We start from the raw sequence: 24,500 nt of genomic DNA, 5'->3' as shown, positions 1-24,500 counted from the left end.
CTATTTTTTTGTCTTCATTTGGACGAACGATATTTGAGTAAAAATGGGATCGATAGGGCAAGGCTATAGGTAAGGAGTGGTGTAAACGATGAAGAAAATGATCATGTTAGCCTTCGCTTTACTAATATTAAGCGGTTGTAAAGAAAAGATGCCTGAGCCGGAAAGCTTCTCGTTCGCTAAAAAAGTGGAGGCAGCCAATTCAGAGCAAAAGTCAGTTTCCATCAAACATATGGTTCAAGGAAATCAAGTGTATATTGAGTGCATTGTCCCGGGTGTTACATTCACAACAGAAAAAAAGGGGGCAAAAAAGGGAAAAATCATTGTCCGGTCCAATACAGGGAATGTGTATAAAGAATATCATACGGCCGCCTTTGTCATTAAAGGATTACCTAAAGGTGTGCACCTATTGAATGTTGAAATTGTAGGAAAAAACAACCAATCATTTGGGATAAAGGAACAATTTTATGTGACAATTCAATAAAGCATCCAGAACTTCACCGTCGTGCTTTCGGCGGTGATTATTTTTAGTCATGACCATTGAATTTGAAATATCGAATTTGCCTATTCGCTTCCTTCCGTGAAACATGTTAAAATATCGTTACGGAGGTGGGCGTTATGCTTGCTACTATTGAAAGAATGGAAATATTGGATTCAGCTGACGAATTATCTCAGTGGATATTAGAATCTGATGTGGCAGAGAATTATCGTAAGTCTTTATATAAACTGCGTAACAACTCTGAAACCCAGCGAAAGGTCCAAACCTTTTCACGGATGAAAGAGAGTTACGAAGAAGTACAACGCTTTGGCAGATACCATCCTGACTACAAAACCATCATGAAAGAAATCCGGGAAGTAAAGAGAGAGATGGACCTTGATGAGAATGTGGCAGAATTCCGCAGAGCCGAAAACGAGTTACAGGATCTCCTTGATCATGTGAGCCTGGTGGTTGGACATTCCGTCTCGAAAAATGTAAAGGTTCCTTCAGGAAATCCTTTCTTTTCAAGTGGGGGATCCTGTGGCGGAGGCTGCGGTTCAGGGGGAAGCTGCGGTTGTTCGGCGTAAAAAACAAAAAGAGAAAGAGCGGACTGAAAATGTCTGCTCTTTCTCTTTTTAAGGTGACCACCTATTGTTTTAACCGGACACAATCCACACAGAGGTTCCCACAACAAAACATTTTTTCCTGGGGAACAAAGAATCGGTGGCGATAGACGTATAATGATTCCTCTTTCCTGAAAAATATAGTATCAGAATGCAGTCTCTTTCCACGCATGGCTTTAGCTGACCATTTCTTGATGCAGTATTCAATATCACTTTTCGTTTTACCTGATCGAATATAGATGAATGGAATACCGGCACTCCATTTTACTTGTGCTTCTTCAATGCCGTCCTCTTCCTTCAGGTGTTCGATGAAATAGTCCCAAATTACATTCAAGTCCATGTAGGCCCCCCATTCTCTCGATATACAGTATTTACTTTACACTCCATTTAAGGAAAGATCATACCATTACTTATTGCTTACCCACGCGCTATTATGCTAGACTTAAAAAAAAGTGATTCCTAGAGGGGAAACTATATGTTAACAGAAAGACAAGGTTTAGTTGTTTGGTTACATAGCTTGAAGCATGCCAAGTCCCTTAGACGATTTGGAAATGTTCACTATGTATCGAAGAAAATGAAATATGTTGTACTGTATTGCAATCAGGACGAAATTGACTCTGTGATGGAAAGAATCTCTGCTTATTCATACGTGAAAAGAGTCGATCCTTCCTTTAAGCCATTTATCAAGTCTGTTTTTGAAAATTCAAGACCTGATAAAGCGAAGGAATATGATTACAAAATGGGATTTTAAGAATGGCTGCCAAAGAATGTTGTTTTGGCAGCTTTTTTCATTGGATCTTTATATCAATCCGTTTGAGCCCCACTAAGACGGTTATTGCAAAGGCAGTATATAATGGTTCAATCGCAAAATCGCTATCAAATGCTGGTAATACAGGGCATTTTCCGGAAATAGTGTTGAGGGCTTAACATCCATTTGAATGATGACCCTGCCAAGCTTCTCAGCTGTTTCCTCAAATAGTGAGTAGCGCTGGTTCGGTGTAATATTCGGATTTGGAATTCCTTCCCTGCATACATAAATGGCTTGGAATTTCCCTTGTTCCGTCGGTTTCATCACAAGGGCCAAAGAAGTGACAGCGCGGTCCTTCACGATTGTATGGAATGCCAGCATATGCTGCAGACGATCTTCGTTCGCTTTCGCAAGCTCCAAAAGTTCATAAATATCTGAATATCCTTCTCCTAATTCAATAAATCGTTGAATCATTGTATTATTCCCCTTTTCTTACCAAGTTCATCAATTCCTTATTATTTCAAAACTAAACACATAAGTAAAGATGCTATTTTAGACACTCATATTTTGCCTCAGAAGAAGCGAGTAGTGGTTGATTTCCGCTGCAGGTGCTCGCTTTCCGCGGGGCGTGAGTTGAGCCTCCTAGGGCTTTGCCCTGCGGGGTCTCACCTGTCTAGCTACGGCGGCTAGCCCCTCGAGGTCATAAGCTAAATGGTCCAATAAGGCAAAAAGCGCCTTCTCGGCCCATTCATCTTATGCTTGTCGGGGCTGGACGATCCGCCTCCGCTTTTCGTACTTTCCCGCATTTCCCGCAGGAGTCGAGCACCTTCCGCTCCAATCAACTATATTTAATGATTTTTTATACAACAATAGTAAATGTCTATAATACTTCTCATTTTTTTAAGGCTGAAGTAATTGTTTATAGAAGCGAAGTGTGCTGAGGAGGCTCGGCCGAACGTCCGTGGAAAGCGAAGCAGTTCCCCTCACCCTGTAGCTCACACTCGTTGACAAGCTACAGATCATAGGAAGTGAAAAAACAACAATATTTGAAGGATTTCACAAAAATGTACCACAATTATCCTTCTACTTCTGCTATTCTTTAAGTAGCATACGGAGTAAGGGGTATAGTATGAAACGATTTGTATTCACTTTCGGTTTTTTGATGGTCCTGATAAGTTCCGGTATTCTCTTTTTCCAGTGGATGGGGTTTACGACAGAGAGTGCGGGTGAATCCAGTGTTATTGAGGTAAATCAATCCTATTCCATCATTCATGAAGAAGATAAGTTTCAGGTGGCTCAGACGATTCACTTCCCATCCATCATTCCTTCTGGCCCCCTCCTGATCAAATGGCCTGAGGGGGCAGGGAACTTTACCTGTAAAGATAAGGAAGATAACAAGTGTTTAACGAAAGAAAACGGTGAATTCTATGTGAGCTCCTTGAATCAGGATTCTCAGGAAATCACCATAACCTATTCATTAAAGCAGTTGACGAAAGCTGAGAGTGTACCATTAAGAAATTGGTATCCTGTACTTTCTGGGGTTTCAACCCTTAATACAGATATTCAGTTAACGGAAAAGAGTTTAAGAAACGGAAAATGGATAGCGGGATATCCAACATCAAACCACAAAAAACTGGATTATATCGATTATTATTTCTTTAGTGGCAGAGGGGAACCTTCAGATTTGGTGTGGTCAAAAGAATCATGGAAAGAGAGTGGGTCGCGGTCAGTAAAAGTATTGACTGAGGAAGGGGATCCAGTCGGATTTGATAAGCTGGATACATTTGAATCCGCTGATGGTTTTGTGACAGTCCTTATTACTGATAAAATCAATCCTTTTAAGTCCCCTCATCTGATTGTGATCAGTGAAGCGTACGGGGATCAGTTGAAAAGGATAAAGCAAAGCCTGTTGTATCAGACTTTGTCTTCAAAAGATGAAGATGCCTGGTTGAAGGAATTGGCTGTCAGTGTCCTGCTTAATGAGACTCCATACTCTGCCAAACCGGCATGGGCATACAAGCAGCTGAAAAACGGTCTCAGCCCGTCCCAGTGGGATGATCTTAGACAAAATATAAAGAATCGATCCGTAGACAGTGACATGTTTGATGAAGCAGTCAGTAGAGTGACAGGGTTTAGATGCACCTTTTTTGCTGAAAATGTGAAAGGGAATGAGCATCCTCTGCTAATCCTTAAGGCCAGTAAGCCAATGAAGGTAAATCGAAAACCAATTCAGCTGTCATACATTTCATATAAACAAAAGGAATATATTCAATTCCCTGAGGCGGTAGAGGCTTTAGGGATTGAAATAAAAGAACTGGAGCCTGGCGTATACTTCACTTCTGTAGAGGGGAATACATTAAGGTTTTATATAAATGAAGATTATTTCATTTATAATGAAGAAAATTACGGATTACTCGGGAAGCCGGTTCAAACGATAGGGGATACCATCTATATGGACATCCATTGGTATGAAAAATTGTTCAATGCGGAAGTGAAGAACAAGGAAAATGCTATCGAGATTTTAAAGGGAATGTAAAAAGCCCTGCAGAACTTTCTGCAGGGTCCTTCTATATCCATCTCTGGAAAGAAGGCAAAGGGAGAGGAGAAACCGGAGGAAGAACTTATGGGGAATCGTAAGTCTTCTCCGCGGTTGGCAACAACATCAGTTAGGATGCTGTTACTCTCATTATCACCTATCAAAATGATTTTATACATTTCCGATGCAAATTCTGAATGTGGCGATATGTGTCGAGATATGATAGGATAGGGAGGAAAAAATACATATATGGTGGATGATTATGAGAGTCATATCAGGTACGTTAAAGGGCAGGCCGCTAAAGGCTGTTCCTGGAAGTGGAACACGGCCCACGACAGATAAGGTGAAAGAATCGATATTTAATATGTTAGGTCCCTATTTTGAAGGCGGGACAGGATTGGATTTGTTTGCAGGAAGCGGCGGACTGGGCATTGAAGCGTTAAGCCGCGGACTCGATTCCGTCATTTTCGTGGACAGGGATCAAAAGGCGTTTCAAACGGTAAAGGCCAATCTTAAAGACTGTGATTTGATGGATCAAAGTGAAGTTTACCGAAATGAAGCTACGAGAGCGTTAAAGGCGATACTAAAAAGAGAAATAGTCTTTGACTATATATTTCTGGATCCTCCCTATAAACAGCAAAAGCTTCAGCAACTCCTGGAATTCATCGATGAACACAACCTTCTGAATGAAAGCGGTTACGTCATGTGTGAGCATGGGTCGGAAATAACATTGGAAGATAGAGTGGGAAGCTTGAAGAAGGTAAGGGAAGAGACCTATGGAATCATCAGAATATCGATATTTTCCAGAGGAGAATGATAGGCAGTACGATAACGAGCGGGAGGTAAGGAAATGCCAAGTATAGCAGTTTGTCCGGGAAGCTTTGATCCCATTACATACGGACATTTGGATATTATTACACGGGGTGCTAAGGTATTTGATGAAATGTATGTGGTAGTATTAAATAATTCTTCTAAAAAACCACTCTTTTCGGTTGAAGAACGAATTGAATTGATTCGGGAAGTCACCAGGGATATACCAAATGTAGTAGTCGATTCATTTCAAGGTTTGTTGGTCGATTATGCGAAGAGTGTGAATGCAAAAGCGATCATCAGGGGATTAAGAGCGGTATCGGACTTTGAATATGAAATGCAGATCACGTCCATGAACCGGGTACTGGATGATGAAATAGAGACGTTCTTTATTATGACGAATAATCAGTATTCTTTCTTAAGCTCGAGTATTGTCAAAGAAGTGGCTAAATACGGAGGCGATATCTCTGAGCTTGTACCAAAGCGTGTAGAAGAATCATTAAAGACGAAATATCAACGTGACTAACCATACAGGGTTGAGCCGGCTATAGACCATATATCTTCACTAACTGTGATATCGGTCTAAGGGGATCAACCCTGTTTTTCATTCATTCACATGTTTTCGTGCATATAAAATCAAGTATACAATCAGACTTGAAATCGTGATAATGGGACCAGCTGTCTTGAACCAATAGAGCATGTCGGTCCAAAATGCGTCGTTGTGCCTGGCGAATACCGGGATGGCGTTGGATAGCTGTTCATCGGAAAACCTCTCATAAATGGGCTTCCAAATGAGAATGGTAGTGACAGATGCTGCAATCCCGTGAACTAAGCGTGCGTAGAAGAATGGTTTAAATCGAATATCCGTATCTGCAAGGATACTGGCGACCTGAGCCTGGACGCTGAAACCGCTGAAGCCTAATATAAAGCTTGTAATGATCGCTTGATGGAGGAGGGTGGCTTCAGTTATACCGCTTGTGAGTTTTGAACCCAATGTGATTTCAAAGAGTCCGGAAATAAAAGGGATACTTAACTGGTCAGGTAATTTCAAAAGCATAAATAAAGCCGATAAACCCTCGGCAAAAAAGGTCGTAATGTGCAGATGATAAAGCATTTTATTAATAACAGAAAATAATATGATGAATCCACCAATCATTAATAAAGTTTGAATAGATGAAGTGACGGCATCTCCCAATAATTTGCCGATGGGGCGTTTGTCCTGTAGTCTTGACTGGTGAAGTGCCGAGAATGCTTCCCTGAGGATGAAACCCTTCCTTTTCTCGGAGCTGCTTCTGATTTCTTCTTTTTCCTTAGCTCCATAGAATCTCATGACGACTCCAACACAAATGTTCCCGATATAATGAGCGGCTGCTAACACAATGCCCAGTGTAGCGTTTTGAAAGAACCCGACGGATACTGCTCCGAAGATAAATAACGGGTTGGAAGAGTTCGTGAATGAAACGAGTCGTTCCGCTTCCAGTTGCGAAATTTGTTCTTCCTGACGCAAACGAGCCGTCAATTTAGCTCCTGCTGGAAACCCCGATGCCATCCCCATTGCCCACACAAATCCGCCTACCCCCGGGACCCGGAATAATGGTCTCATCAAGGGCTCCAGCATTACTCCTATAAACCGGACAACGCCAAATCCGATCAGCAATTCAGATACAATAAAAAACGGCAATAAGGATGGAAAGACGATTTCCCACCACATGTCCAAACCTCTGATGGATGCCTCCAATGATTCCCCGGGCATCAAGATAAGAGAAGTGGCAAAAACCGTCACACTTATGGATAAGGCCAAGGTTTTGATTTTTGATTTGAACAACAGGACTTCCTCCCCTAAGAATATAGTTCCTTCTATCTCAATTCCTTGTGAAAAGGGAAAAGAATGATAAAATGAGATTAATTCAACTTGTCCTCATATTATTCAATATACTCATACATAATTGAAATAGACCATATGATGAATAGACCGATAACTCGGGAAAAGGGGGAAGGGCATGGATAGACCAAAGATCGGATTAGCCCTCGGCTCGGGTGGCGCAAGGGGATTTGCTCATTTAGGCGTCTTGAAAGCCTTTGATGATGCCAACATACCGATTGATATGATTGCAGGCAGCAGCATGGGGGCACTTGTCGGCTGCTTCTATGGGGTGGGTCACAAGATGGAAGACCTATACAAGCTTTCCACTACCTTCAGAAGAAAGTATTACTTGGACTTTACCGTTCCGAAAATGGGTTTCATATCTGGTAAGAGAATAAAAGAGTTCATTCAGCTTTTCACTCATAATAAAAATATTGAAGAATTGAATATTCCGGTAAGTGTTGTGGCAACTGACATTACGAATGGAGAAAAAGTCATCTTTACTACCGGTCCAATAGCAAGTGCTGTACGGGCAAGTATCGCTATACCGGGTATTTTTGTGCCTGAAAGGATAAATGGCCGTCTATTGGTGGACGGGGGCGTCATTGACCGGGTCCCGGTTTCGGTGGTGAAAGAAATGGGAGCGGATATTGTGATCGGGGTCGATGTGTCTCATGTTAAACGTAATGCAGAAATCACCACCATATATGATGTGATCATGCAAAGCATTGATATCCTCCAACTGGAAATCGTCGCTCACCGTGAATTTGCTTCTGATTTCATGATCAGACCACATGTAGAAATGTACAGCACCAGAGCTTTTAAAAACATTGAAGATATCATCGATATGGGAGAAGAAGAAGCAAAGAAGGCTATTCCTTCCATCAAGGAAGCTCTGGACAAATGGAAGGAGTAAAAAATATGAAAACGAAAACGCTAATAAGAACCCTGCTCATCATGACCATCATTATGGTCGCCACTTCTTTTTATTATCTCCCTTTCTATGTAACGAAACCCGGGAGTGCACATGAACTGGATCCGATCGTCCACGTCGAGAATGGATATGAAGACGATGGGGAACTGATGCTGACAACCGTCAGAATGGGAAGGGCGAATATATATGCCTATCTAATGGCGAGCATAAGGAAATATGAATATATCTTTCCGGTAGAGGAGATCAGGAGTCCACATGAAAGCGATGAAGAATACAATCTTCGCCAACTTCAGCTCATGAATAATTCCCAAAGCCATGCCATTGAAGTGGCATATAGCAAAGCAGGCAAACCGTATGAATATAAGTATAAAGGGATATATGTATTAAATATATATCCAGACATGCCAGCTGAAAAAGTTCTGAAACCGGGCGATCGGATCACCGCCATCGACGGTCAAACGTTTCAGTCGTCACAAGAATTCATTGATTACGTAAGTGGGAAAACGAAAGGAGATAAAGTGGACATCACGTTCGTCCGGGATAAAGAGGAAAAGGTTGAAACGATTCCACTGGAAGCATTTCCAGACGTCCCTGATAAGATTGGCCTCGGGATCACATTAAGCGATGATAAAGAAATCATAACTGATCCACCAGTAAAGCTTGAGACCGAGGAAATAGGAGGGCCTTCTGCCGGATTGATGTTCAGTTTGGAAATCTATGATCAACTAACGAAGGAAGACCTTGCAAAAGGGCACAGGATCGCCGGGACCGGTACGATTTCAGAAGATGGTGTAGTTGGACGTATCGGGGGTATCGAACAAAAAATCATTGCTGCTGACAATGCGGATGCCGAATATTTCCTTGCACCGGATGAAACTATAACAAAAGAAATGAAGAAAAAATACCCTGATCTTGAATCCAACTATACCGCTGCGAAAAGAACAGCTGAAGACATCGATACGGATATGAAAGTGATACCAGTAAAAACGTTTGATGAAGCCCTATCTTTCCTCAAATCGATCAAAAAATGAACAAAGAGACTGCCTTCAATACGGGGGGCAGTCTCTTTGTTTGAATCATATTGTCTTCATGATAGGCGGTTGAGACCACTCTTGTCGAAGCATTTTTTTTCGTGCGTCTGGCTCCTGTAGGCCCAATGAATAAATTTCCGCAGCCCTGACATCTAATTGAGTATCATGTTGATCCGCACTGGATAGCTTGCTGATCAAAGGGAGGGAGAGGTTCTTTTTACGGGAATGAATATATTCCCTTCCCCTGGCATTCATCCCTAAGAGGCGGATATAACTTGGGGAGTCATGCCGGCTCCGCATCTCTTCTTTATGTGTATCGGTTAATACGTGAAGGAGCATTCTTTGAAGGCGTGTCCAAGTATATCGCTTCGTCTTGAGCTTCGTCATGAATTCTTCAAAGGATAAGGAAGACTTCGCATACTCTACCATCCGGTTTTCTATTCCCTCTTCTATTTCATATATATCCCTCAACTCATCCTTTGAAGAGGAAAGAAGCTTGTATTGAAGCAAGGTCCAATAATTCTCCCACCTGTGGAATCCTCCATACTCACTTTTGTACCTTACAAGTTCCTGCACAGAACTGGCCGGAAGATAGGATCCGATCTCGTGATCTCCTCGGGTACTGAATATACTTTTTCGAATGCTGGTTGCACTTGCAATTGAAGGGGAAGAGAAATGTTCATCATGGTAACCGGCAGATTCCCGCGTAATGGTATATGCTTTTAATGAAGAACCAAGTTGATTCCTTGCCTCCAAATAGTGAAATCCTAATATATTGTTGGGTTTACTTAAATCGATGACAGAATCCTGATTTCCTAATTTCCGAAATGCACCGGCCAGTGCTGAAGGATAGCTCATCCCTTCCTGGATAAATTCCTTTATGTACGTATCGTATTGTTCCTGGTTTGTTTGGATGAATCGAATCGTGTTGAGGAAAGCATCAATATCACCATCTTCGCTCCCGAAACAGAAGCTTTCACAGCCAAATCGATCAAGAAGCGAAATGGCACCTTTTGAAAAAACTTCCGCATGCTGAGTCGCAAAACAATATGGAAGCTCTATGACAACATCCACTCCAGCATCCAATGCCATCCTGGTACGTGCCCATTTGGAAACAAGTGCTGGCTCCCCGCGCTGGAGAAAGTGCCCACTCATCACGGCAACGACAATATCCGCCCCGGTAGCGGCCTTTGTTTCCCTCAAATGATGTAAATGTCCATTATGAAACGGATTATACTCCACAACTACCCCTGTCGCTCTCATAAAACCCACACAACCTTTCCGTAATCAGTCTCACATTCTTTATAGTAGAAAATAAAAGTACTCAAATATCATTTTTTATTGAAACAAACTAAATATAACATATTTAATGATTCTGCCTTTCAGTTAAATTGGAAAGACTATCCTTTAGAATCAAAGAGTGGAGCGGAGAGGAGCGGTCACTGTTATATTAAGTGCCCATTTATGCACCTCAATTGAATGACTCATAACAAATATAATAAAATATTTGAAAGTCCTTATATTTAAACGTTATAATTACAACACTATGGGTAAAGAGAGTGTAAAGAAAAAATATTGACAAACGGTATTATGAAAGCTATAATTACCTTTGTTGCCTTGAGGTGATTACATTGAAATGGTCAATAATCCAATTACAAAAATTTAGAGACAAGGGACTTTCCTTAGACGAAACGATTAATTTGGACGACCTGAAAGAAGTCGATCCCCAAATTATAGAAGTCTCGCCTATTCGGGTGTCTGGAAAGGCAGATATTGGTTCAAACCGTGTCACTTTCCATCTTCATATAGAAGGGAAGTTAGTCCTTCCTTGCTCAAGAACCCTTGTGGATGTCGATTTACCAGTTGACATCAATACGATTGAGACGTATCTTCTAAATGAAGCTGATTATGATCAGTATGAGGAAGAGGAAGTACATCGTATACAAGGTGATGTTATTGATTTAAAACCGGCTATCAGAGAATTACTGTTACTTGAGATTCCGATGCAAGTAATCAGTGATGAAGCGAGAGAACAAGATGAGATGCCTTCCGGTAAGAACTGGGAAGTGATGACCGAAGAACAGGCTCATCAAGTCGAACAAGAGGAAGAGAAGAAAGTAGATCCTCGACTCGCTGACTTAGCAAAACTTCTTGATCAAAACAAGAACTCTTAAAAGCGAAGTACCAGCTTGACTGGCTTCATAATGAGTATGAATCTCTTTTAAGGAGGTGGGAAGAATGGCAGTACCTTTTAGAAGAACTTCTAAAACAGCAAAAAGACAACGTCGTACACACATCAAACTAAGTGTACCTGGTATGGTAGCATGCCCAAACTGTGGTGAAATGAAACTAGCACACCGTGTTTGTAAAGAGTGCGGAACGTATAAAGGAAAAGAAGTTGTAAACAAATAATCGTTTACACCTCAAAAAAGCGTGAAGAGACCATGGCTCTTCACGCTTTTTTTGTCGTATCTAGAGAAAAGGTCTGTTCATCCCATCGGGAAAACCATACACTATAAGTAAGATAGAAGGGGGCTTTTGAAATTGGGAGAATATTCAATACATATGAACAACGAAGGGATATTGGAGTTTATCATCGACCGACCAGATAAACGAAATGCAGTGAGCTATGAAATCATGAATGGGCTTCAGAAGGCGATTGATGAGAGCGTTCAAAACGATCAAGTGAAAGCGCTCCTCATAACCGGAAGCGGAGATCAGGCTTTTTGTTCCGGGGGAGATTTGTCACAGTTCCATAATCTGAAAACAGAAAGTGAAAGCTACGAAATGCTCAGTAACATGGGCATCCTCCTTACGAGACTCGCCTTTTTGCCGAAACCTACCATTGCCTTCATCAATGGAACAGCAATTGGAGGGGGATGTGAGATCGCAACTGCGTGTGACTTCAGGGTTTCAAGAAGAACCGCAAAAATGGGTTTCGTTCAAGGGAATCTTGCCATCACTACCGGATGGGGAGGAGGGACTCTGCTTCTTGAAAGGCTACCTGTTTCCAAAGCTCTTTCTCTTTTAATGACGGCGCGTCTGGAACAGGCAGAAGCCCTTTATCAAATGGGGTTCGTAGATGAGGTGGTGGATGAAAAGGTACCAGTGCATGAAATACCATTTATTAAAATGATTTCATCTAAATCTGCAGGGGTTTTGAAGGCATATAAGCGGCAACTTCTAAACCAATGGAATACAAAGAGGATAGAAGAGAATATCCTGAAGGAAATCACACAATGCTCCAAACTTTGGGCACACGATGAGCACCACTTGGCAGTAGAACGATTTTTTTCTAAATAGACATATTACCAAAAGGAGCAGGTGAAAACCGGTTCCTTTTTTGTATGGTAAAAAATAGCGATGCTGATTCTATCTTCTCTAGTAAGAGCATATGTATGGAGAAACTGACAAAATAGGGGGGATGGAAATGTCTTCAAATAGACAGGATGCCTGGAGCCAGGATGAAGATGTATTGTTAGCGGAAGTGGTATTGCGTCATATACGCGAAGGTGGTACTCAGCTGCAAGCGTTTGAAGAAGTAGGAAAAAAACTATCAAGGACATCCGCGGCATGTGGCTTTCGTTGGAATTCATTTGTTCGTAAACAATATAAATCCGGAATCGAACTGGCAAAGAAACAGAGAAAGCAATCTAAGAAACATTCTCCGCTAAATAAGACGATTGAAGAAAAGCAGAAAATCCCGACGGTTGAAAGTACGTCGGAGTCTCCGGAAGCATTTTCCATGGGAAGTATGATACAGTATCTTCAAAAGGCTGAGGAAGCCGTCCGTAACGAGGAAAAAGTACGAAATGAAAACAATCAGCTTCTTGAACAAATCTCACAGCTGCAGGAAAAGCTTAAAGAAACAGAAGAAGAGTTGGAAGAGTATCAAGAAAAATTCAATCTCCTTGAAGAAGATCATAAATCTTTATTAGCCATCTTTGAAAAAGCGAGAAAAATGGCCCTGCTTCAAGGAAATGAAGACAAAGTGAAATTCCAAATGGATAAGAACGGTAATTTACAAAGATTGAATAAGTGAATAGAAAAAGGCTGACTCAAGAGTACTTGAGCAAGCCTTTTTTGTGTATTAACTGATTTTCTGTTCTTTGACCCCTTCAGGGAACCATACGTATGGATTTTCACCTAAATCTCTTTCTACTTCGTATGTGACGGCTTCAAACCCCATTTTCTCCCAAAATCCTTGAGATTTAATACGGGAGTTTGTCTTGATCGGCAATCCGAAGTTCTTGGCGAATTCCACTAATTCTTTTCCATAGCTTTTTTTCTGGTATTTTGGCAATACTTCAAGCTTCCAAAGCTCCAGGTAATTCTGGGGAGGATCGAAGTACTGATCAAAACGGGCATTGCGTTGATAAAGACTCATTCTGGCAACCAGGGTATCCCCGAAGTAAATTCCGTAAAATGGAGATTCACTATCGTTTTCAATAATATTGGCCTGCAGGTCCTCAAGCATGGATAATTCCTGTACACCATATTCTTTAAATTTCTTAAACTCCTCTAGAGTTTTATAGTTTACTTTTAATTTTTCCACTTTCACTGCCATAGTATGACCTCCTAAAATGCTGAAAAATGTTTCTTTGAAATCATGAAGAATGTTGTATCCGTTTGCAATTCGTTTACTATTAGAACAAGTATTTATTATTATTATATAACAAAATAACAAAAAATTCTGCACTTAATTAAGAAAACGTTTACAATGGAGAAGAAGGATTTCGACGATTTTTGTAGAATTCGTATTATGAACAGGTGTGTTCTATGAAGAAAGGGGAGAGATTGTGCAGAAGATATTAATTGCAAACAGGGGAGAAATCGCTTCAAGGATCATCAAAACATGTAAACAATTAAACATTCAAACAGTCGCGGTCTATTCAGATGCAGATCAGGATATGCCCTTTGTGAAAGAAGCGGATGCTGCATTTTGCATAGGGGAATCACAAGTGAACCGTTCTTACTTAGTAGTGGACAATATACTGGAAGTTGCAAAGGAAGAGAAAGTGGATGGAATCCACCCTGGATACGGCCTGCTATCAGAAAATGCTGACTTCGCGAAGAGGGTGACGGAAGAGGGCTTTACTTTTATTGGTCCTTCCCATGACATCATTGAAAAAATGGGAGATAAGGTAGAGGCAAGAAGAGTCATGCAGGAAGCGTCCGTCCCTGTAGTACCGGGAAGCGACGGAGGAGTCGGTACCATCGAGGCTGCCAAAAAGGTTGCCCGTGAAATCGGCTATCCCGTTATGCTGAAGGCAAGTGGCGGAGGCGGGGGGATCGGCATGATCCGCTGTGAAAATGAGCAAGCGCTCGTTCAAAGCTTTGATTCTACTAAAAACCGTGCAAAAGCCTATTTCGGGAAAGAGGAAGTCTTTCTTGAGAAATGTATAGAGAATGCGAGACATGTAGAAGTGCAAATTTTCGGTGATCATCATGGGAATCTCGTTCATCTATTTGAACGAAATTGTTCCGTACAACGAAGAAATCAGAAAGTGATAGAAGAATCACCTTCTCCTGCCCTTTCTCAACAAACGAAGGAAAAGATGTTCACAGCTGCCATACAGGCTGGAAAGGCAGTGAATTACACGAATGCAGGAACGGTAGAATTTATAGTTGATGAAGAAGAGAATTTTTACTTCCTTGAAATGAATACGCGTCTTCAGGTTGAGCATCCGGTCACTGAAACGGTCACAGGGCTGGATCTTGTGAAGTGGCAGCTGCTTGTCGCAGACGGTGAGCCTCTGCCTCTTTGCAGGCAGGAGGAAATCCATAATATCGGTCATGCGATTGAGTTCAGGGTATATGCCGAAGATCCAAAGACGTTTTACCCTTCTCCAGGAAAGCTGAAAGAATTGGAATGGGGCGAAAGTGAAGGTGTCCGTATTGACAGCGGATACGAAAAGGGGAACAATGTGACTCCATTCTATGATCCGATGATATCTAAATGTATCATCAAAGGAAATGACCGCCAGGATGCACTGAATAAAGCAAAGGTTTTCTTTTCAGGGGTAACGATTGAAGGGGTCAAAACGAATGTCAGTCTTTTCAGGGATATCATTGAAGACAGCGACTTTATTGAAGGATCATATACGACAAAATGGCTCCAGGACTTTCTGACAGCCAACCGCACGTAATGAGGTGCGGAATGCACCGCAATATATCAAACATAAGAAGACAAACTGGAGGAATCAATCATGAAGGAAATCACATCAACAATGGCAGGGACGGTATTAAATGTATTAGTGGAACAAGGTGGAGAGGTATCTACCGGGGATACAGTTCTAATGCTTGAATCCATGAAAATGGAAATTCCCGTTGAAACTGAAGCGGGAGGCAAAGTGACAGAGATTAAAGTGAGTGTAGGGGACTTCGTGAATGAAGGGGACGTATTACTGATAATCGAAGGGTAATCCTGGTAAAACAATGAGTCAGAAATCAACTGCGATTTCTGGCTTGTCTGTAAAGCGTTCTTGTATTTTTACATAAAACGACGGAGGGGATAGTATGTCGACATCCAAAACATTCATTAATACTCTCGAAGAAACGAGAGAAAGAATTGCATCCGGTGGTCAGCCTAAATATCATGAGAAATTGAAAGAACAAAAAAAGATGTTTGTCCGGGATCGTCTGCAACAATTATTTGATAATGGGGATTATCAGGAAGATGGGATGTTTGCCAATAACAAGGCTGAAGATTTACCGGCTGATGGTGTTGTGACGGCGATCGGAAAAGTAGGAGGGCAGACTGTGTGCGTCATGGCAAATGACTCTACGGTTAAAGCCGGTTCCTGGGGTGCGAGGACGGTAGAGAAAATCATCAGAATCCAAGAAACCGCACTCAATTTAAAAGTGCCAATCTTCTATTTAGTGGACTCTGCAGGCGCGCGTATCACCGATCAGTTAGATATGTTCCCGAATCGGCGGGGGGCAGGTAAAATATTTCATAACCAAGTAAAGATGTCCGGGATGGTTCCACAAATTTGCGTCCTTTTTGGACCATCGGCAGCTGGAGGAGCATACATTCCTGCCTTCTGTGACATCGTCATCATGGTAGATGGAAATGCGTCCATGTATCTTGGGTCGCCTCGAATGGCGGAAAAAGTCATCGGGGAGAAAGTCACCCTTGAAGAAATGGGCGGTGCAAGAATGCATTGTACGGTCAGTGGATGTGGTGACCTGCTTGCTTCATCCGAAAATGAAGCGATTGAAGAAGCAAAGAGGTATCTAAGTTATTTCCCGGCAAATTACCAGCACAAGCCAAAGGTGTTGGAGGGAATTGCACCTAAACATGATAAACTGCTGGAAGATATCATTCCTGAACATCAAAATGCTCCTTTCAATATGTATGATTGCATCGATACATTGATTGATGAAGGAAGCTTCTTTGAAATGAAAAAGCTATTCGCTCCTGAATTGATCACTGGTTTCGGTCGACTTGACGGGAAGGTAGTGGGCATCATTGCAAATCAACCGAAAGTGAAGGGTGGAGTCCTTTTCCATGATTCTGCGGATAAAGGGGCTAAATTCATTCAATTATGTGATGCCTTCCATATTCCTTTGTTGTTCCTTGCTGATGTGCCTGGATTCATGATCGGAACCAAAGTGGAAAGGGCGGGAATCATCCGTCACGGGGCAAAGTTGATAGCAGCCATGAGTTCGGCAACGGTTACGAAAATTTCTGTGATCGTCAGGAAGGCATATGGAGCAGGCTTATATGCCATGGCTGGTCCGGCATTCGATCCGGATGTGTGTATTGCTCTTCCTACGGCGCAAATCGCCGTAATGGGTCCTGAGGCGGCGGTGAATGCCGTTTATTCCAATAAGATCCAGGCTATCGAGGATCCGAAAGAAAGAATTCAGTATGTCCAGGAAAAGCAGAAGGAATATAAAGAACATATCGATATTTATAAGTTGGCTTCTGAATTAATTGTAGATGAAATCACCGCCCCGAATGAATTACGATCCGTATTGATCCAACGTTATAAGCTTTATGAAACTAAGGATGTCAGGTTCAGTGACAGAAAACATCCAGTATATCCTGTATAAGCATATACTAAAGCAGGGCTTGTTCCTTTGGAACGGGCCCTTTTCTTTTGAACAGGGATTGATTCTTTCTGCCCATAACCGTTTTCTCACTGAATAAAATTTGGTAAAATGTTCATAAACGATGAAAAAGAAGGAGTTTGTATGAAAATTGGAATCATTGGAGGAGGAGCAGTCGGCCTTTTATTTGCCGGTTATTTGGGCCGGTTATTTGATGTTACCCTTATTGTGAGAAGAGAGTCTCAAGCCCGCTCACTGTTGGAAAATGGGGTTACCATACATAAAAATGGTTCGGCAATCACAACAAAGGTCGGAGCAGTACAAGAAATCGAAGTTCAAAAGGAATTAGACCTTGTGATTGTGGCTGTGAAGGAATATGATCTCCCGTTTCTTAGAAAGGAGCTCGTGGGACTCGGTTCTCACCTGCCCCTGATGTTTGTTCAAAACGGGGTGGGTCATGTTGAATGGGTGAAAGCATTACCTCATTATCACCTGATCGCCGGTTCAGTGGAGCATGGGGCAATGAAGGAGAATGATGTTACTATCCATCATTTAGGGGAAGCAGTGACGAATATTGCTTTAATTAGAGGAAATTGGCGTGCTATAGAAGAATTAGTATCAAAGAGTACTGCTTCCTTCCCGTTTTCAATCCAGCACGACTTCGAGAGAATGTTACTGACTAAGTTATTCGTCAATGTATCAATCAACCCGCTTACAGCTTTAACGGGTGTGACGAATGGTAAGCTTGTTGACAACCCGTATTTCCATGGTCTACAGAAGGAATTATTCAACGAAATGCTTCTCTTATTCCCTCAAATGGAAGGGGATATTTCCTTTGAAAAAGTAGTCGATATCTGCCGGAATACATATCAAAATAGATCTTCCATGTTAAAAGACATAGAATCACAAAGAAGGACGGAAATTGAATCGATCATTGGCGTCCTTCTGGAAAAAGCGCAAAAAGAACACCATTTTGTACCCATCATGAATCTACTTTACCAATTAGTTAAAGGAATAGAAAGAGAAGGTCTGGGGGGATAAAATGGCTTCCATTTTTTCAACAATCATTGCCATTTTCGTCATGATTCCATTTTTGGGTTATTTCATTAGCTTTATTCTTGCGAAGGAAATCTTAAAGAGTCACCGGAGAGCTGTTCATATCGCCATTGATATTACGACATTTCTCTTAATTGTGTCTGTTCACTTCATTATCCTCGCCATTTGGAAGACATCATTCCTTTGGGTCATTTTTATTGTGATCTGTTCAACCGGGGTGCTGTTTGCCATTATGTATTGGAAAGCAAAGGGTGAGATCGACTACCCAAAAGTACTTAAGGGCTTCTGGCGGATGAACTTCCTTTTATTTTTCACTGCCTATATCACCTTAATGATTACAGGTCTGATCCTCCGAATTCTTGAATTGTATTAAAAATTAGCAGGCAAGTTTTTTCCTTTTCCTTTAGTGGAATGATATACTCATCGTTAGGATATCAAGAGCTAGAAAAGGAGTAATTCATATGGAATTGGAAAGCTTAAACATTCCAGCAATAAATCAGTTTGCATCTAAATACTTAAAACAAGAAGAGCCTGTCACTTCTTTTTTTCACTATAATATCAACAGACCATCAGTTTACGAGGAACGGATGGAGGATTTAAGGTCCCGTCATTTCCCTCGGGAGGGTCTCTCAGAATGTATCTCTTCCTATATGAAAGGGCTGCCTACTTCAGATAAAGTAGATGAGGCACTTGAGAAACTGAGGAATAATGCGGTAACCGTCGTGGCCGGTCAACAGGCAGGTCTTTTGACAGGCCCTCTTTATACTATACATAAAATCATTTCAGTTATTCAATTGGCCAGGCAGCAGGAAGAGAAACTTAGGCATCCGGTTGTACCGGTTTTTTGGATTGCAGGAGAAGACCACGATTATCAGGAAGTGAATCATATATACGTTGAAAAAGGATCGAAGCTTGAAAAGGTGGGGTATCCCGAGAGAGTATTGGAAAAAAAGATGACCTCTCACATAACGTATTCTAAATCGATAATGAAGAAATGGCTTGATGACATTCTGGTCGCTTTAGGGGAAGCGGAATACTCAAAGCAGCTTTCAGTGGAGCTTCATCAGATGATCGATGAGGAAGAGTCGATCGTCCGCTTATTTGCCCATATCGTAATGAGTTTATTCAAGGAGTTCGGATTACTGGTCATTGATTCCTCCTACCCCCCACTAAGAAATCTTGAAGCGACCCATTTCCGTCAATTGATCGAGAACAGCCAGTCGATAACGGAGGCGGTCCTTTTGCAACAGCGTGAAATCCGGGAAAGTGGATTTCATACTCAGCTGGAGATCTCCCCCTCTGCCGCCAATCTTTTTCTTCAAATTCAGAATGAAAGGGCTTTGTTAGATCGGGATGGGGATATGTTTTTTGAGAAAAATAACGGAAAAACATATTCTTCCGTTGAGTTATTATCGATGTTGGAGAAGAGCCCTGAATCATTCAGCAATAATGTCGTCACAAGGCCAATGATGCAGGAATGGTTATTCCCGAACCTGGCGTTTATTGCGGGACCGGGTGAAATAGCCTACTGGGGAGAATTGAAAAAGGCGTTTGAATATGTAGATTTGAAGATGCCTCCCGTCGTGCCACGATTAAATATCACCATTGTGGAAAGGGAGATAAACAAGAGGATTCAAGACCTCCAATTATCCATTCACGGAGTAATTACAGAAGGGGTAACAACTGCCAGGGATGCTTTTTGGAAATCTCTTGAGCGTCCTGGGATAGAAAAGGAAATGAAGAGCATCCAGGTTGAACTCGATCGCCGATATGAGGAAATCCGTAAACAGGTCGTCTCGATTGATCGGGGATTAAATCCGATCCTTGATAAGAACCTTGAATTCCATCATGGTCAGTTTGATTATTTGCGCAAAAAAATTGACAAAGCGTTAAAAGATAAACACTCATTAATCTTCACTCAGTTCACGAAAGTGGAAAACAGTATCAGACCAAATGAAGGACCACAGGAAAGAACCTGGAATGTCCTCTACTTCATGAACAAATACGGCCCCACTTTCGTAAGGGACCTGACCCTGCAGGATTATTCCTTTGATGGCACTCATAAAGTAATATATATTTGATCGGTCAATAAAAAAGGACCAAATTCGTTTTTATATGCGAATTTGGTCCTTTTTATGTTGTATAGAGACAAAATTCAACCTTGGAAATTTGTCTGTAAAAGCAAGAAAAACACTAATGAAAAATAGAGGGAATATTTTGCAAGGAAAGAATATAAAAAAGAGTGGAGAAAAGTGGGGGGATGTGGTACATTTGTGATAGAAAGTGGGGGCAGTGCATATGTTCATGGGCGAATATCAACATAACATTGATAATAAAGGCCGTTTAATCGTACCTGCCAAGTTCCGTGATCATCTCGGGGATTCTTTCGTCATCACCCGGGGACTTGATCAGTGTTTATTTGGTTACCCCATGGATGAGTGGCGATCCTTAGAGGAAAAGCTTAAAGCTCTGCCGCTTACTAAAAAAGATGCCCGTGCCTTCACTCGATTCTTCTTCTCAGGGGCAACCGAGAGTGAACTGGATAAAACGGGCAGGGTGAATATTCCTGCTACACTTGTGAATTATGCGCAATTGGATAAAGAATGCATTATTTTGGGAGTTTCCAATCGAATTGAGATTTGGAGTAAATCATTATGGGAAGACTATTTCACACAGTCTGAAGATTCATTTGCTGAGCTTGCAGAGAATATGGAGGGGTTTGATATTTAACCCGCCACAAAACGTTCGATTGGAAAGGTGAAGTCAACATGTTTAAACATACAACCGTATTATTGAAAGAAACCGTAGATGGACTGGATATCAAGGAAGATGGAGTCTATGTGGATTGTACGTTAGGCGGGGCGGGCCATAGTGAGTACCTTGCCAGCCAGCTTTCGTCCGAGGGGCATCTTTATTGCTTCGATCAGGATGAAACAGCTATCAACCATGCGAAAGAAAAGCTTGCAGCTTATCAGGACAGGGTAACATTCGTTCAATCAAATTTCCGACATATCAAGGAAGAACTTGAACATCTCGGAGTACATAATGTGGATGGGATTCTTTACGATCTGGGTGTGTCATCTCCTCAGCTGGATACTCCAGAAAGGGGCTTTAGTTATCACCACGATGCGCCTCTGGATATGAGAATGGACTTACAAGGTGAAGTAAGTGCTTATGATGTCGTCAACCACTGGTCGTTTGAAGACCTGGTCCGAATCTTTTACCGGTATGGTGAAGAAAAGTTTTCGAAGCAGATTGCAAGGAAGATTGAAGCTGCACGCGATGTGAAACCAATCGAAACGACAAGTGAATTAGTAGAACTGATCAAGGACGGGATTCCGGCACCTGCTAGACGAAAGGGTGGTCATCCTGCCAAAAGGGTCTTTCAAGCGATCCGCATTGCCGTCAACGATGAGCTTGGGGCTTTCGAGGATTCATTGGAACAAGCCATAGGGCTTTTGCATAAGGGTGGAAGAGTGAGTGTCATTACGTTCCATTCTTTAGAAGACAGGATTTGTAAAACGATGTTCAAAGAAAAAGCATCAGGGCCTGATCTTCCACCGGGATTACCTATCATCCCAGAGGGGTATGAAGCAGAACTTAAACTTGTAACGAGAAAACCGATCCTGCCAAGCGCAGAAGAGTTGGAAGAAAATAATCGAGCCAGGTCGGCTAAACTGAGAATCGCAGAAAAAAATATATAAAAGAAGGAAACAGGAGGGAGAATTTTGAGTAACTTAGCCAGAAATTATGAGCAGCAAAAAGTTGAGAAATCCTATCAGTCCGCTCAAGCCAAACCTAAGCGTTTGAATGAAGAAAGAAGGTCCGTTGTCACACCGGGTGAGAAAATCCTAGTGGCCATCTTCGCAATGGTATTTTGTATCCTGGCTGTTCAAATTGTATCGACCCAGGCGGCCATCTATGATGTCAACAAAGAAGTTCAACACGTAGAAACGACCGTTGAAAAGCAGGAAAAGGCGAACAATGACCTGAAACTTCAAGTAAGTGAACTGAGTACGTATGAGCGTATTCTCGAAAAAGCGAAGGAACTTGGACTTAACTTGAAAGAAAAGAACGTTAAGGTTGTTGAACAATAATGAAAAAAAGGCCAAGTATGAACATAGGGGCAGCCATCCTTTTCGGGATTTTCGGCTTGCTCTTTTTTGTATTAATGGTCCGCTTTGTCACCATTCAGGTCACAGGGGAAGCGGAAGGGAAGGTCCTTGCGTCACAAGCGGCAAAAAAATATATTAAAAGTCATATTTTAGAAGCACATAGAGGAACAATCTTTGACGGGAAAGGTGAAGTCATCGCAGAGGACACATCCGCTTATACACTGGTTGCGATATTAGATCCAAGTATCACCAGTAATCCAAAGAAACCTAAGCATGTGACAGACCCTGAAAAAACGGCCGAAGTCCTTGCCAAGTATCTTGATATGAAGGAAAGTGAGATTTATGACCGCTTAAACAAAAAAGGTACTTATCAAGTGGAATTCGGTGCTGCAGGAAGAGACTTATCCCATCAGATGATGCTTGAAATTAAAGAAGAAGATATTCCCGGTGTTACGTTCAGGAAGGAAGCGAAACGATTCTATCCTAACGGCTCCTTCGCCTCACATCTTATCGGGTTCGCACAGAAGACAACGGACGACGATGGGGACTCTACAACAGTGGGGAAAATGGGAGTGGAAGCAAGTTTCAATGATGTATTGAAAGGCAAAGATGGTTCTGTTTCTTATAAGAGTGATGTGTGGGGCTATTTATTGCCAAATGCAGACGAACATGTTACACCACCCCAGGATGGAGATGACCTTTATCTTACCATCGATAAGAAGATTCAAACCTTCCTTGAGGAAGCAATGAATGAAGTCCAGAAAAAATACAAGCCTAAGAAGATGTTTGCGATCGTATCTGACCCGAAAACAGGGAAGATTCTTGCCATGAGTCAAAGACCTACCTTTCACCCTGACACAAGAGAGGGGCTCCTGGATAACTGGACGAATATCATCGTTGAAGATACCTATGAACCAGGCTCCACAATGAAATCTTTTTCCCTTGCAGCTGCAGTGAATGAAGGAAAGTTCAATCCGAATGAAACCTATGAATCTGGTAAGTATTATGTGGAAAATGTTCCAAATCCGATCCGGGATCATAATGGTGGAGAAGGGTGGGGAACGATTACATTCCTTGAAGGCGTTCAAAGATCCTCCAATGTTGCATTTGCGAATCTGCTTGATAAAATCGGATTTAAGAAATATGAAAACTATTTGCATGACTTTGGATTTGGCGAAGCTACAGACGTAGGATTACCAAATGAGGCATCGGGTTCGATATTATATCATTATCCGATTGAAAAATACACCACCATTTTCGGTCAAGGTACGACCGTCACGCCGCTTCAAATGATTCAGGCGGAGTCGGCCATTGCCAATGATGGGAAAATGATGAAGCCTTATGTCATTTCAAAGATCGTCGATCCCAATACAAATAAAGTGATCAAAGAGACAAAACCTGAAGTTTCAGGGAGCCCGATAACGAAGGAAACAGCGATCAAGACCAGGGAGTACCTGGAGACGACTGTCACATCTGAACATGGTACAGGACAGAAGTTTGCGATAGAAGGATATCGTGTCGGTGGTAAATCCGGTTCGGGTCAGATACCTGATCCATCGAATGGCCGTTATATGGTCGGAAAAGAAAATTATCTTTTCTCCTTTATGGGCATGGCCCCTATCGACGACCCTCAGTTAATTGTCTATGTCGGGGTACAGCAGCCTGAATTGGAACCAACTGAAATCGGCTCTGATCCGGTCTCTGCCATATTCAATCCCGTTATGCAAAACAGCTTAAAATACCTGAACATCAAACCTCAGGAAAAAGTGAGCCTTAAGAAACAATCACTCCCTGATACGAGGGAAATGAGCGTGGAAGAAGCGAAAAAAGAGCTGGAAAAAGCAGGGGTTACTCCAGTCGTGGTCGGAAGTGGTTCTCAAGTGGTCAAACAACTTCCTCAAGGCGGAAACGCCATTCTTGAAGGAGAAAGAGTTGTGATCAAAACCGACGGAGACATCACCATTCCGGATATGAAAGGGTGGTCTGTAAGGGATGTCTTTAAGGTAGCGGGCATTGCCGGTCTGAAGATCAATATGGTTGGAAATGGGTATGCTTTCAGCCAGAATATACAACCTGGTATAAAGGTCAAGAAAGATGAGCCACTCGTCGTCAACTTCAAGACTCCTGAAGAAGCAGCCCAACCAAAAGAAAAAGAAGAACAACAACAACTAAATTAGCAAAAAGGGATGACTCATTGAGTCATCCCTTTTTGTCCAACCTTTCATCAAACAATATCCCGCTAAAAGCAGC

At 41.9% G+C, this 24,500-nt stretch carries 27 protein-coding genes; 22 read left to right on the top strand and 5 right to left on the bottom strand.

Annotated elements, in window-relative coordinates; genetic code table 11:
* The first annotated feature begins 88 nt into the window (after positions 1-88).
* Together ACSQ2E_RS14300 and ACSQ2E_RS14295 are read left to right on the top strand one after the other, a co-directional pair.
* Positions 89-481 (top strand): membrane lipoprotein lipid attachment site-containing protein, encoded by a 393-nt coding sequence (locus tag ACSQ2E_RS14300; RefSeq protein WP_435991528.1) that lies wholly within the window; start codon positions 89-91, stop codon positions 479-481.
* 134 nt (positions 482-615) lie between these two features.
* The gene (locus ACSQ2E_RS14295; protein ID WP_435991526.1) at positions 616-1,062 is read left to right on the top strand and encodes a YlbF family regulator; all 447 of its coding nucleotides are present in this window, start codon (positions 616-618) and stop codon (positions 1,060-1,062) included.
* 61 nt (positions 1,063-1,123) lie between these two features.
* Here the strand turns inward: ACSQ2E_RS14295 and ACSQ2E_RS14290 are convergent, their stop codons facing one another.
* Complete coding sequence (locus ACSQ2E_RS14290; protein ID WP_435991524.1) at positions 1,124-1,438, bottom strand: hypothetical protein; 315 nt, start codon at positions 1,436-1,438, stop codon at positions 1,124-1,126.
* Positions 1,439-1,573: 135 nt separating this feature from the next.
* On the opposite strand from ACSQ2E_RS14290, the gene ACSQ2E_RS14285 reads away from it, so the two are divergent.
* Positions 1,574-1,849 (top strand): YlbG family protein, encoded by a 276-nt coding sequence (locus tag ACSQ2E_RS14285; RefSeq protein ID WP_060669934.1) that lies wholly within the window; start codon positions 1,574-1,576, stop codon positions 1,847-1,849.
* 81 nt (positions 1,850-1,930) lie between these two features.
* Here ACSQ2E_RS14285 and ACSQ2E_RS14280 read toward each other — a convergent pair whose 3' ends face one another.
* Positions 1,931-2,320, bottom strand: coding sequence for a DUF7147 family protein (locus ACSQ2E_RS14280; RefSeq protein WP_435991522.1), 390 nt, complete (start codon positions 2,318-2,320; stop codon positions 1,931-1,933).
* A 655-nt stretch (positions 2,321-2,975) separates the two neighbouring features.
* Between ACSQ2E_RS14280 and ACSQ2E_RS14275 the strand changes: the two genes are divergently transcribed.
* From ACSQ2E_RS14275 to coaD, 3 genes are all read left to right on the top strand, one after another.
* Positions 2,976-4,382 carry a hypothetical protein gene (locus ACSQ2E_RS14275; RefSeq protein ID WP_435991520.1) on the top strand — a complete coding sequence of 469 codons (1,407 nt, stop codon included), beginning with the start codon at positions 2,976-2,978 and terminating at the stop codon, positions 4,380-4,382.
* A gap of 262 nt (positions 4,383-4,644) precedes the next feature.
* Positions 4,645-5,199: a 16S rRNA (guanine(966)-N(2))-methyltransferase RsmD gene (rsmD, locus tag ACSQ2E_RS14270; RefSeq protein ID WP_435991518.1), complete on the top strand. Its 555-nt coding sequence runs from the start codon at positions 4,645-4,647 to the stop codon at positions 5,197-5,199.
* Positions 5,200-5,232: 33 nt separating this feature from the next.
* A complete protein-coding gene (coaD, locus tag ACSQ2E_RS14265) occupies positions 5,233-5,718 on the top strand; it encodes a pantetheine-phosphate adenylyltransferase (protein ID WP_060669926.1) in 486 nt (161 codons plus the stop codon).
* Positions 5,719-5,796: 78 nt separating this feature from the next.
* Here coaD and ylbJ read toward each other — a convergent pair whose 3' ends face one another.
* On the bottom strand, positions 5,797-7,017 hold the full coding sequence (gene ylbJ, locus ACSQ2E_RS14260; RefSeq protein WP_435991515.1) for a sporulation integral membrane protein YlbJ: 1,221 nt from the start codon (positions 7,015-7,017) through the stop codon (positions 5,797-5,799).
* Positions 7,018-7,192: 175 nt separating this feature from the next.
* Between ylbJ and ACSQ2E_RS14255 the strand changes: the two genes are divergently transcribed.
* Both ACSQ2E_RS14255 and ACSQ2E_RS14250 read left to right on the top strand, forming a co-directional pair.
* Positions 7,193-7,972: a patatin-like phospholipase family protein gene (locus tag ACSQ2E_RS14255; RefSeq protein ID WP_435991513.1), complete on the top strand. Its 780-nt coding sequence runs from the start codon at positions 7,193-7,195 to the stop codon at positions 7,970-7,972.
* Positions 7,973-7,977: 5 nt separating this feature from the next.
* On the top strand, positions 7,978-9,021 hold the full coding sequence (locus ACSQ2E_RS14250; RefSeq protein ID WP_435991511.1) for a SepM family pheromone-processing serine protease: 1,044 nt from the start codon (positions 7,978-7,980) through the stop codon (positions 9,019-9,021).
* A gap of 45 nt (positions 9,022-9,066) precedes the next feature.
* On the opposite strand, the gene ACSQ2E_RS14245 is transcribed toward ACSQ2E_RS14250, so the two are convergent.
* The gene (locus tag ACSQ2E_RS14245) at positions 9,067-10,284 is read right to left on the bottom strand and encodes a nucleotidyltransferase (protein ID WP_435991509.1); all 1,218 of its coding nucleotides are present in this window, start codon (positions 10,282-10,284) and stop codon (positions 9,067-9,069) included.
* A 368-nt stretch (positions 10,285-10,652) separates the two neighbouring features.
* Between ACSQ2E_RS14245 and ACSQ2E_RS14240 the strand changes: the two genes are divergently transcribed.
* From ACSQ2E_RS14240 to ACSQ2E_RS14225, 4 genes are all read left to right on the top strand, one after another.
* Positions 10,653-11,195: a YceD family protein gene (locus ACSQ2E_RS14240; RefSeq protein WP_435991507.1), complete on the top strand. Its 543-nt coding sequence runs from the start codon at positions 10,653-10,655 to the stop codon at positions 11,193-11,195.
* Positions 11,196-11,259: 64 nt separating this feature from the next.
* Entirely contained in the window at positions 11,260-11,433 is a 174-nt protein-coding gene (gene rpmF, locus ACSQ2E_RS14235; protein WP_060669915.1) for a 50S ribosomal protein L32, read from the top strand.
* 132 nt (positions 11,434-11,565) lie between these two features.
* The gene (locus ACSQ2E_RS14230; protein WP_435991505.1) at positions 11,566-12,324 is read left to right on the top strand and encodes an enoyl-CoA hydratase/isomerase family protein; all 759 of its coding nucleotides are present in this window, start codon (positions 11,566-11,568) and stop codon (positions 12,322-12,324) included.
* Positions 12,325-12,451: 127 nt separating this feature from the next.
* Entirely contained in the window at positions 12,452-13,063 is a 612-nt protein-coding gene (locus ACSQ2E_RS14225; RefSeq protein ID WP_435991503.1) for an RsfA family transcriptional regulator, read from the top strand.
* Between the two features lie 48 nt (positions 13,064-13,111).
* Here ACSQ2E_RS14225 and ACSQ2E_RS14220 read toward each other — a convergent pair whose 3' ends face one another.
* Positions 13,112-13,588, bottom strand: coding sequence for an N-acetyltransferase (locus tag ACSQ2E_RS14220; protein WP_435991501.1), 477 nt, complete (start codon positions 13,586-13,588; stop codon positions 13,112-13,114).
* A 232-nt stretch (positions 13,589-13,820) separates the two neighbouring features.
* Between ACSQ2E_RS14220 and ACSQ2E_RS14215 the strand changes: the two genes are divergently transcribed.
* The 10 genes from ACSQ2E_RS14215 to ACSQ2E_RS14170 all read left to right on the top strand — a co-directional run bounded on the left by ACSQ2E_RS14215 (position 13,821) and on the right by ACSQ2E_RS14170 (position 24,427).
* Positions 13,821-15,170, top strand: coding sequence for an acetyl-CoA carboxylase biotin carboxylase subunit (locus tag ACSQ2E_RS14215; RefSeq protein ID WP_435991499.1), 1,350 nt, complete (start codon positions 13,821-13,823; stop codon positions 15,168-15,170).
* 60 nt (positions 15,171-15,230) lie between these two features.
* Positions 15,231-15,446 (top strand): biotin/lipoyl-binding carrier protein, encoded by a 216-nt coding sequence (locus ACSQ2E_RS14210; protein ID WP_435991497.1) that lies wholly within the window; start codon positions 15,231-15,233, stop codon positions 15,444-15,446.
* 94 nt (positions 15,447-15,540) lie between these two features.
* A complete protein-coding gene (locus ACSQ2E_RS14205) occupies positions 15,541-17,082 on the top strand; it encodes an acyl-CoA carboxylase subunit beta (protein WP_435991495.1) in 1,542 nt (513 codons plus the stop codon).
* A 141-nt stretch (positions 17,083-17,223) separates the two neighbouring features.
* On the top strand, positions 17,224-18,120 hold the full coding sequence (locus ACSQ2E_RS14200; RefSeq protein ID WP_435991493.1) for a 2-dehydropantoate 2-reductase: 897 nt from the start codon (positions 17,224-17,226) through the stop codon (positions 18,118-18,120).
* Position 18,121: 1 nt separating this feature from the next.
* A complete protein-coding gene (locus ACSQ2E_RS14195) occupies positions 18,122-18,508 on the top strand; it encodes a DUF3397 domain-containing protein (protein ID WP_435991491.1) in 387 nt (128 codons plus the stop codon).
* Between the two features lie 88 nt (positions 18,509-18,596).
* Positions 18,597-20,216: a bacillithiol biosynthesis cysteine-adding enzyme BshC gene (gene bshC / locus ACSQ2E_RS14190; protein ID WP_435991489.1), complete on the top strand. Its 1,620-nt coding sequence runs from the start codon at positions 18,597-18,599 to the stop codon at positions 20,214-20,216.
* Between the two features lie 217 nt (positions 20,217-20,433).
* On the top strand, positions 20,434-20,865 hold the full coding sequence (mraZ, locus tag ACSQ2E_RS14185; protein WP_254653743.1) for a division/cell wall cluster transcriptional repressor MraZ: 432 nt from the start codon (positions 20,434-20,436) through the stop codon (positions 20,863-20,865).
* Between the two features lie 38 nt (positions 20,866-20,903).
* Positions 20,904-21,839 carry a 16S rRNA (cytosine(1402)-N(4))-methyltransferase RsmH gene (gene rsmH, locus ACSQ2E_RS14180; RefSeq protein WP_435991487.1) on the top strand — a complete coding sequence of 312 codons (936 nt, stop codon included), beginning with the start codon at positions 20,904-20,906 and terminating at the stop codon, positions 21,837-21,839.
* A gap of 24 nt (positions 21,840-21,863) precedes the next feature.
* The gene (gene ftsL / locus ACSQ2E_RS14175; protein ID WP_435991485.1) at positions 21,864-22,232 is read left to right on the top strand and encodes a cell division protein FtsL; all 369 of its coding nucleotides are present in this window, start codon (positions 21,864-21,866) and stop codon (positions 22,230-22,232) included.
* A complete protein-coding gene (locus tag ACSQ2E_RS14170) occupies positions 22,232-24,427 on the top strand; it encodes a penicillin-binding transpeptidase domain-containing protein (protein WP_435991483.1) in 2,196 nt (731 codons plus the stop codon). Before ftsL ends, ACSQ2E_RS14170 begins: the two co-directional genes overlap by 1 nt.
* Positions 24,428-24,500 lie beyond the last annotated feature (73 nt).

Origin of the sequence: Rossellomorea sp. LjRoot5 (assembly GCF_964253455.1) — a bacterium.
Classification (GTDB): domain Bacteria; phylum Bacillota; class Bacilli; order Bacillales; family Bacillaceae_B; genus Rossellomorea.
Note: the sequence above shows the minus strand (reverse complement) of the source record. Positions and strands in the feature narration are given on the sequence as shown.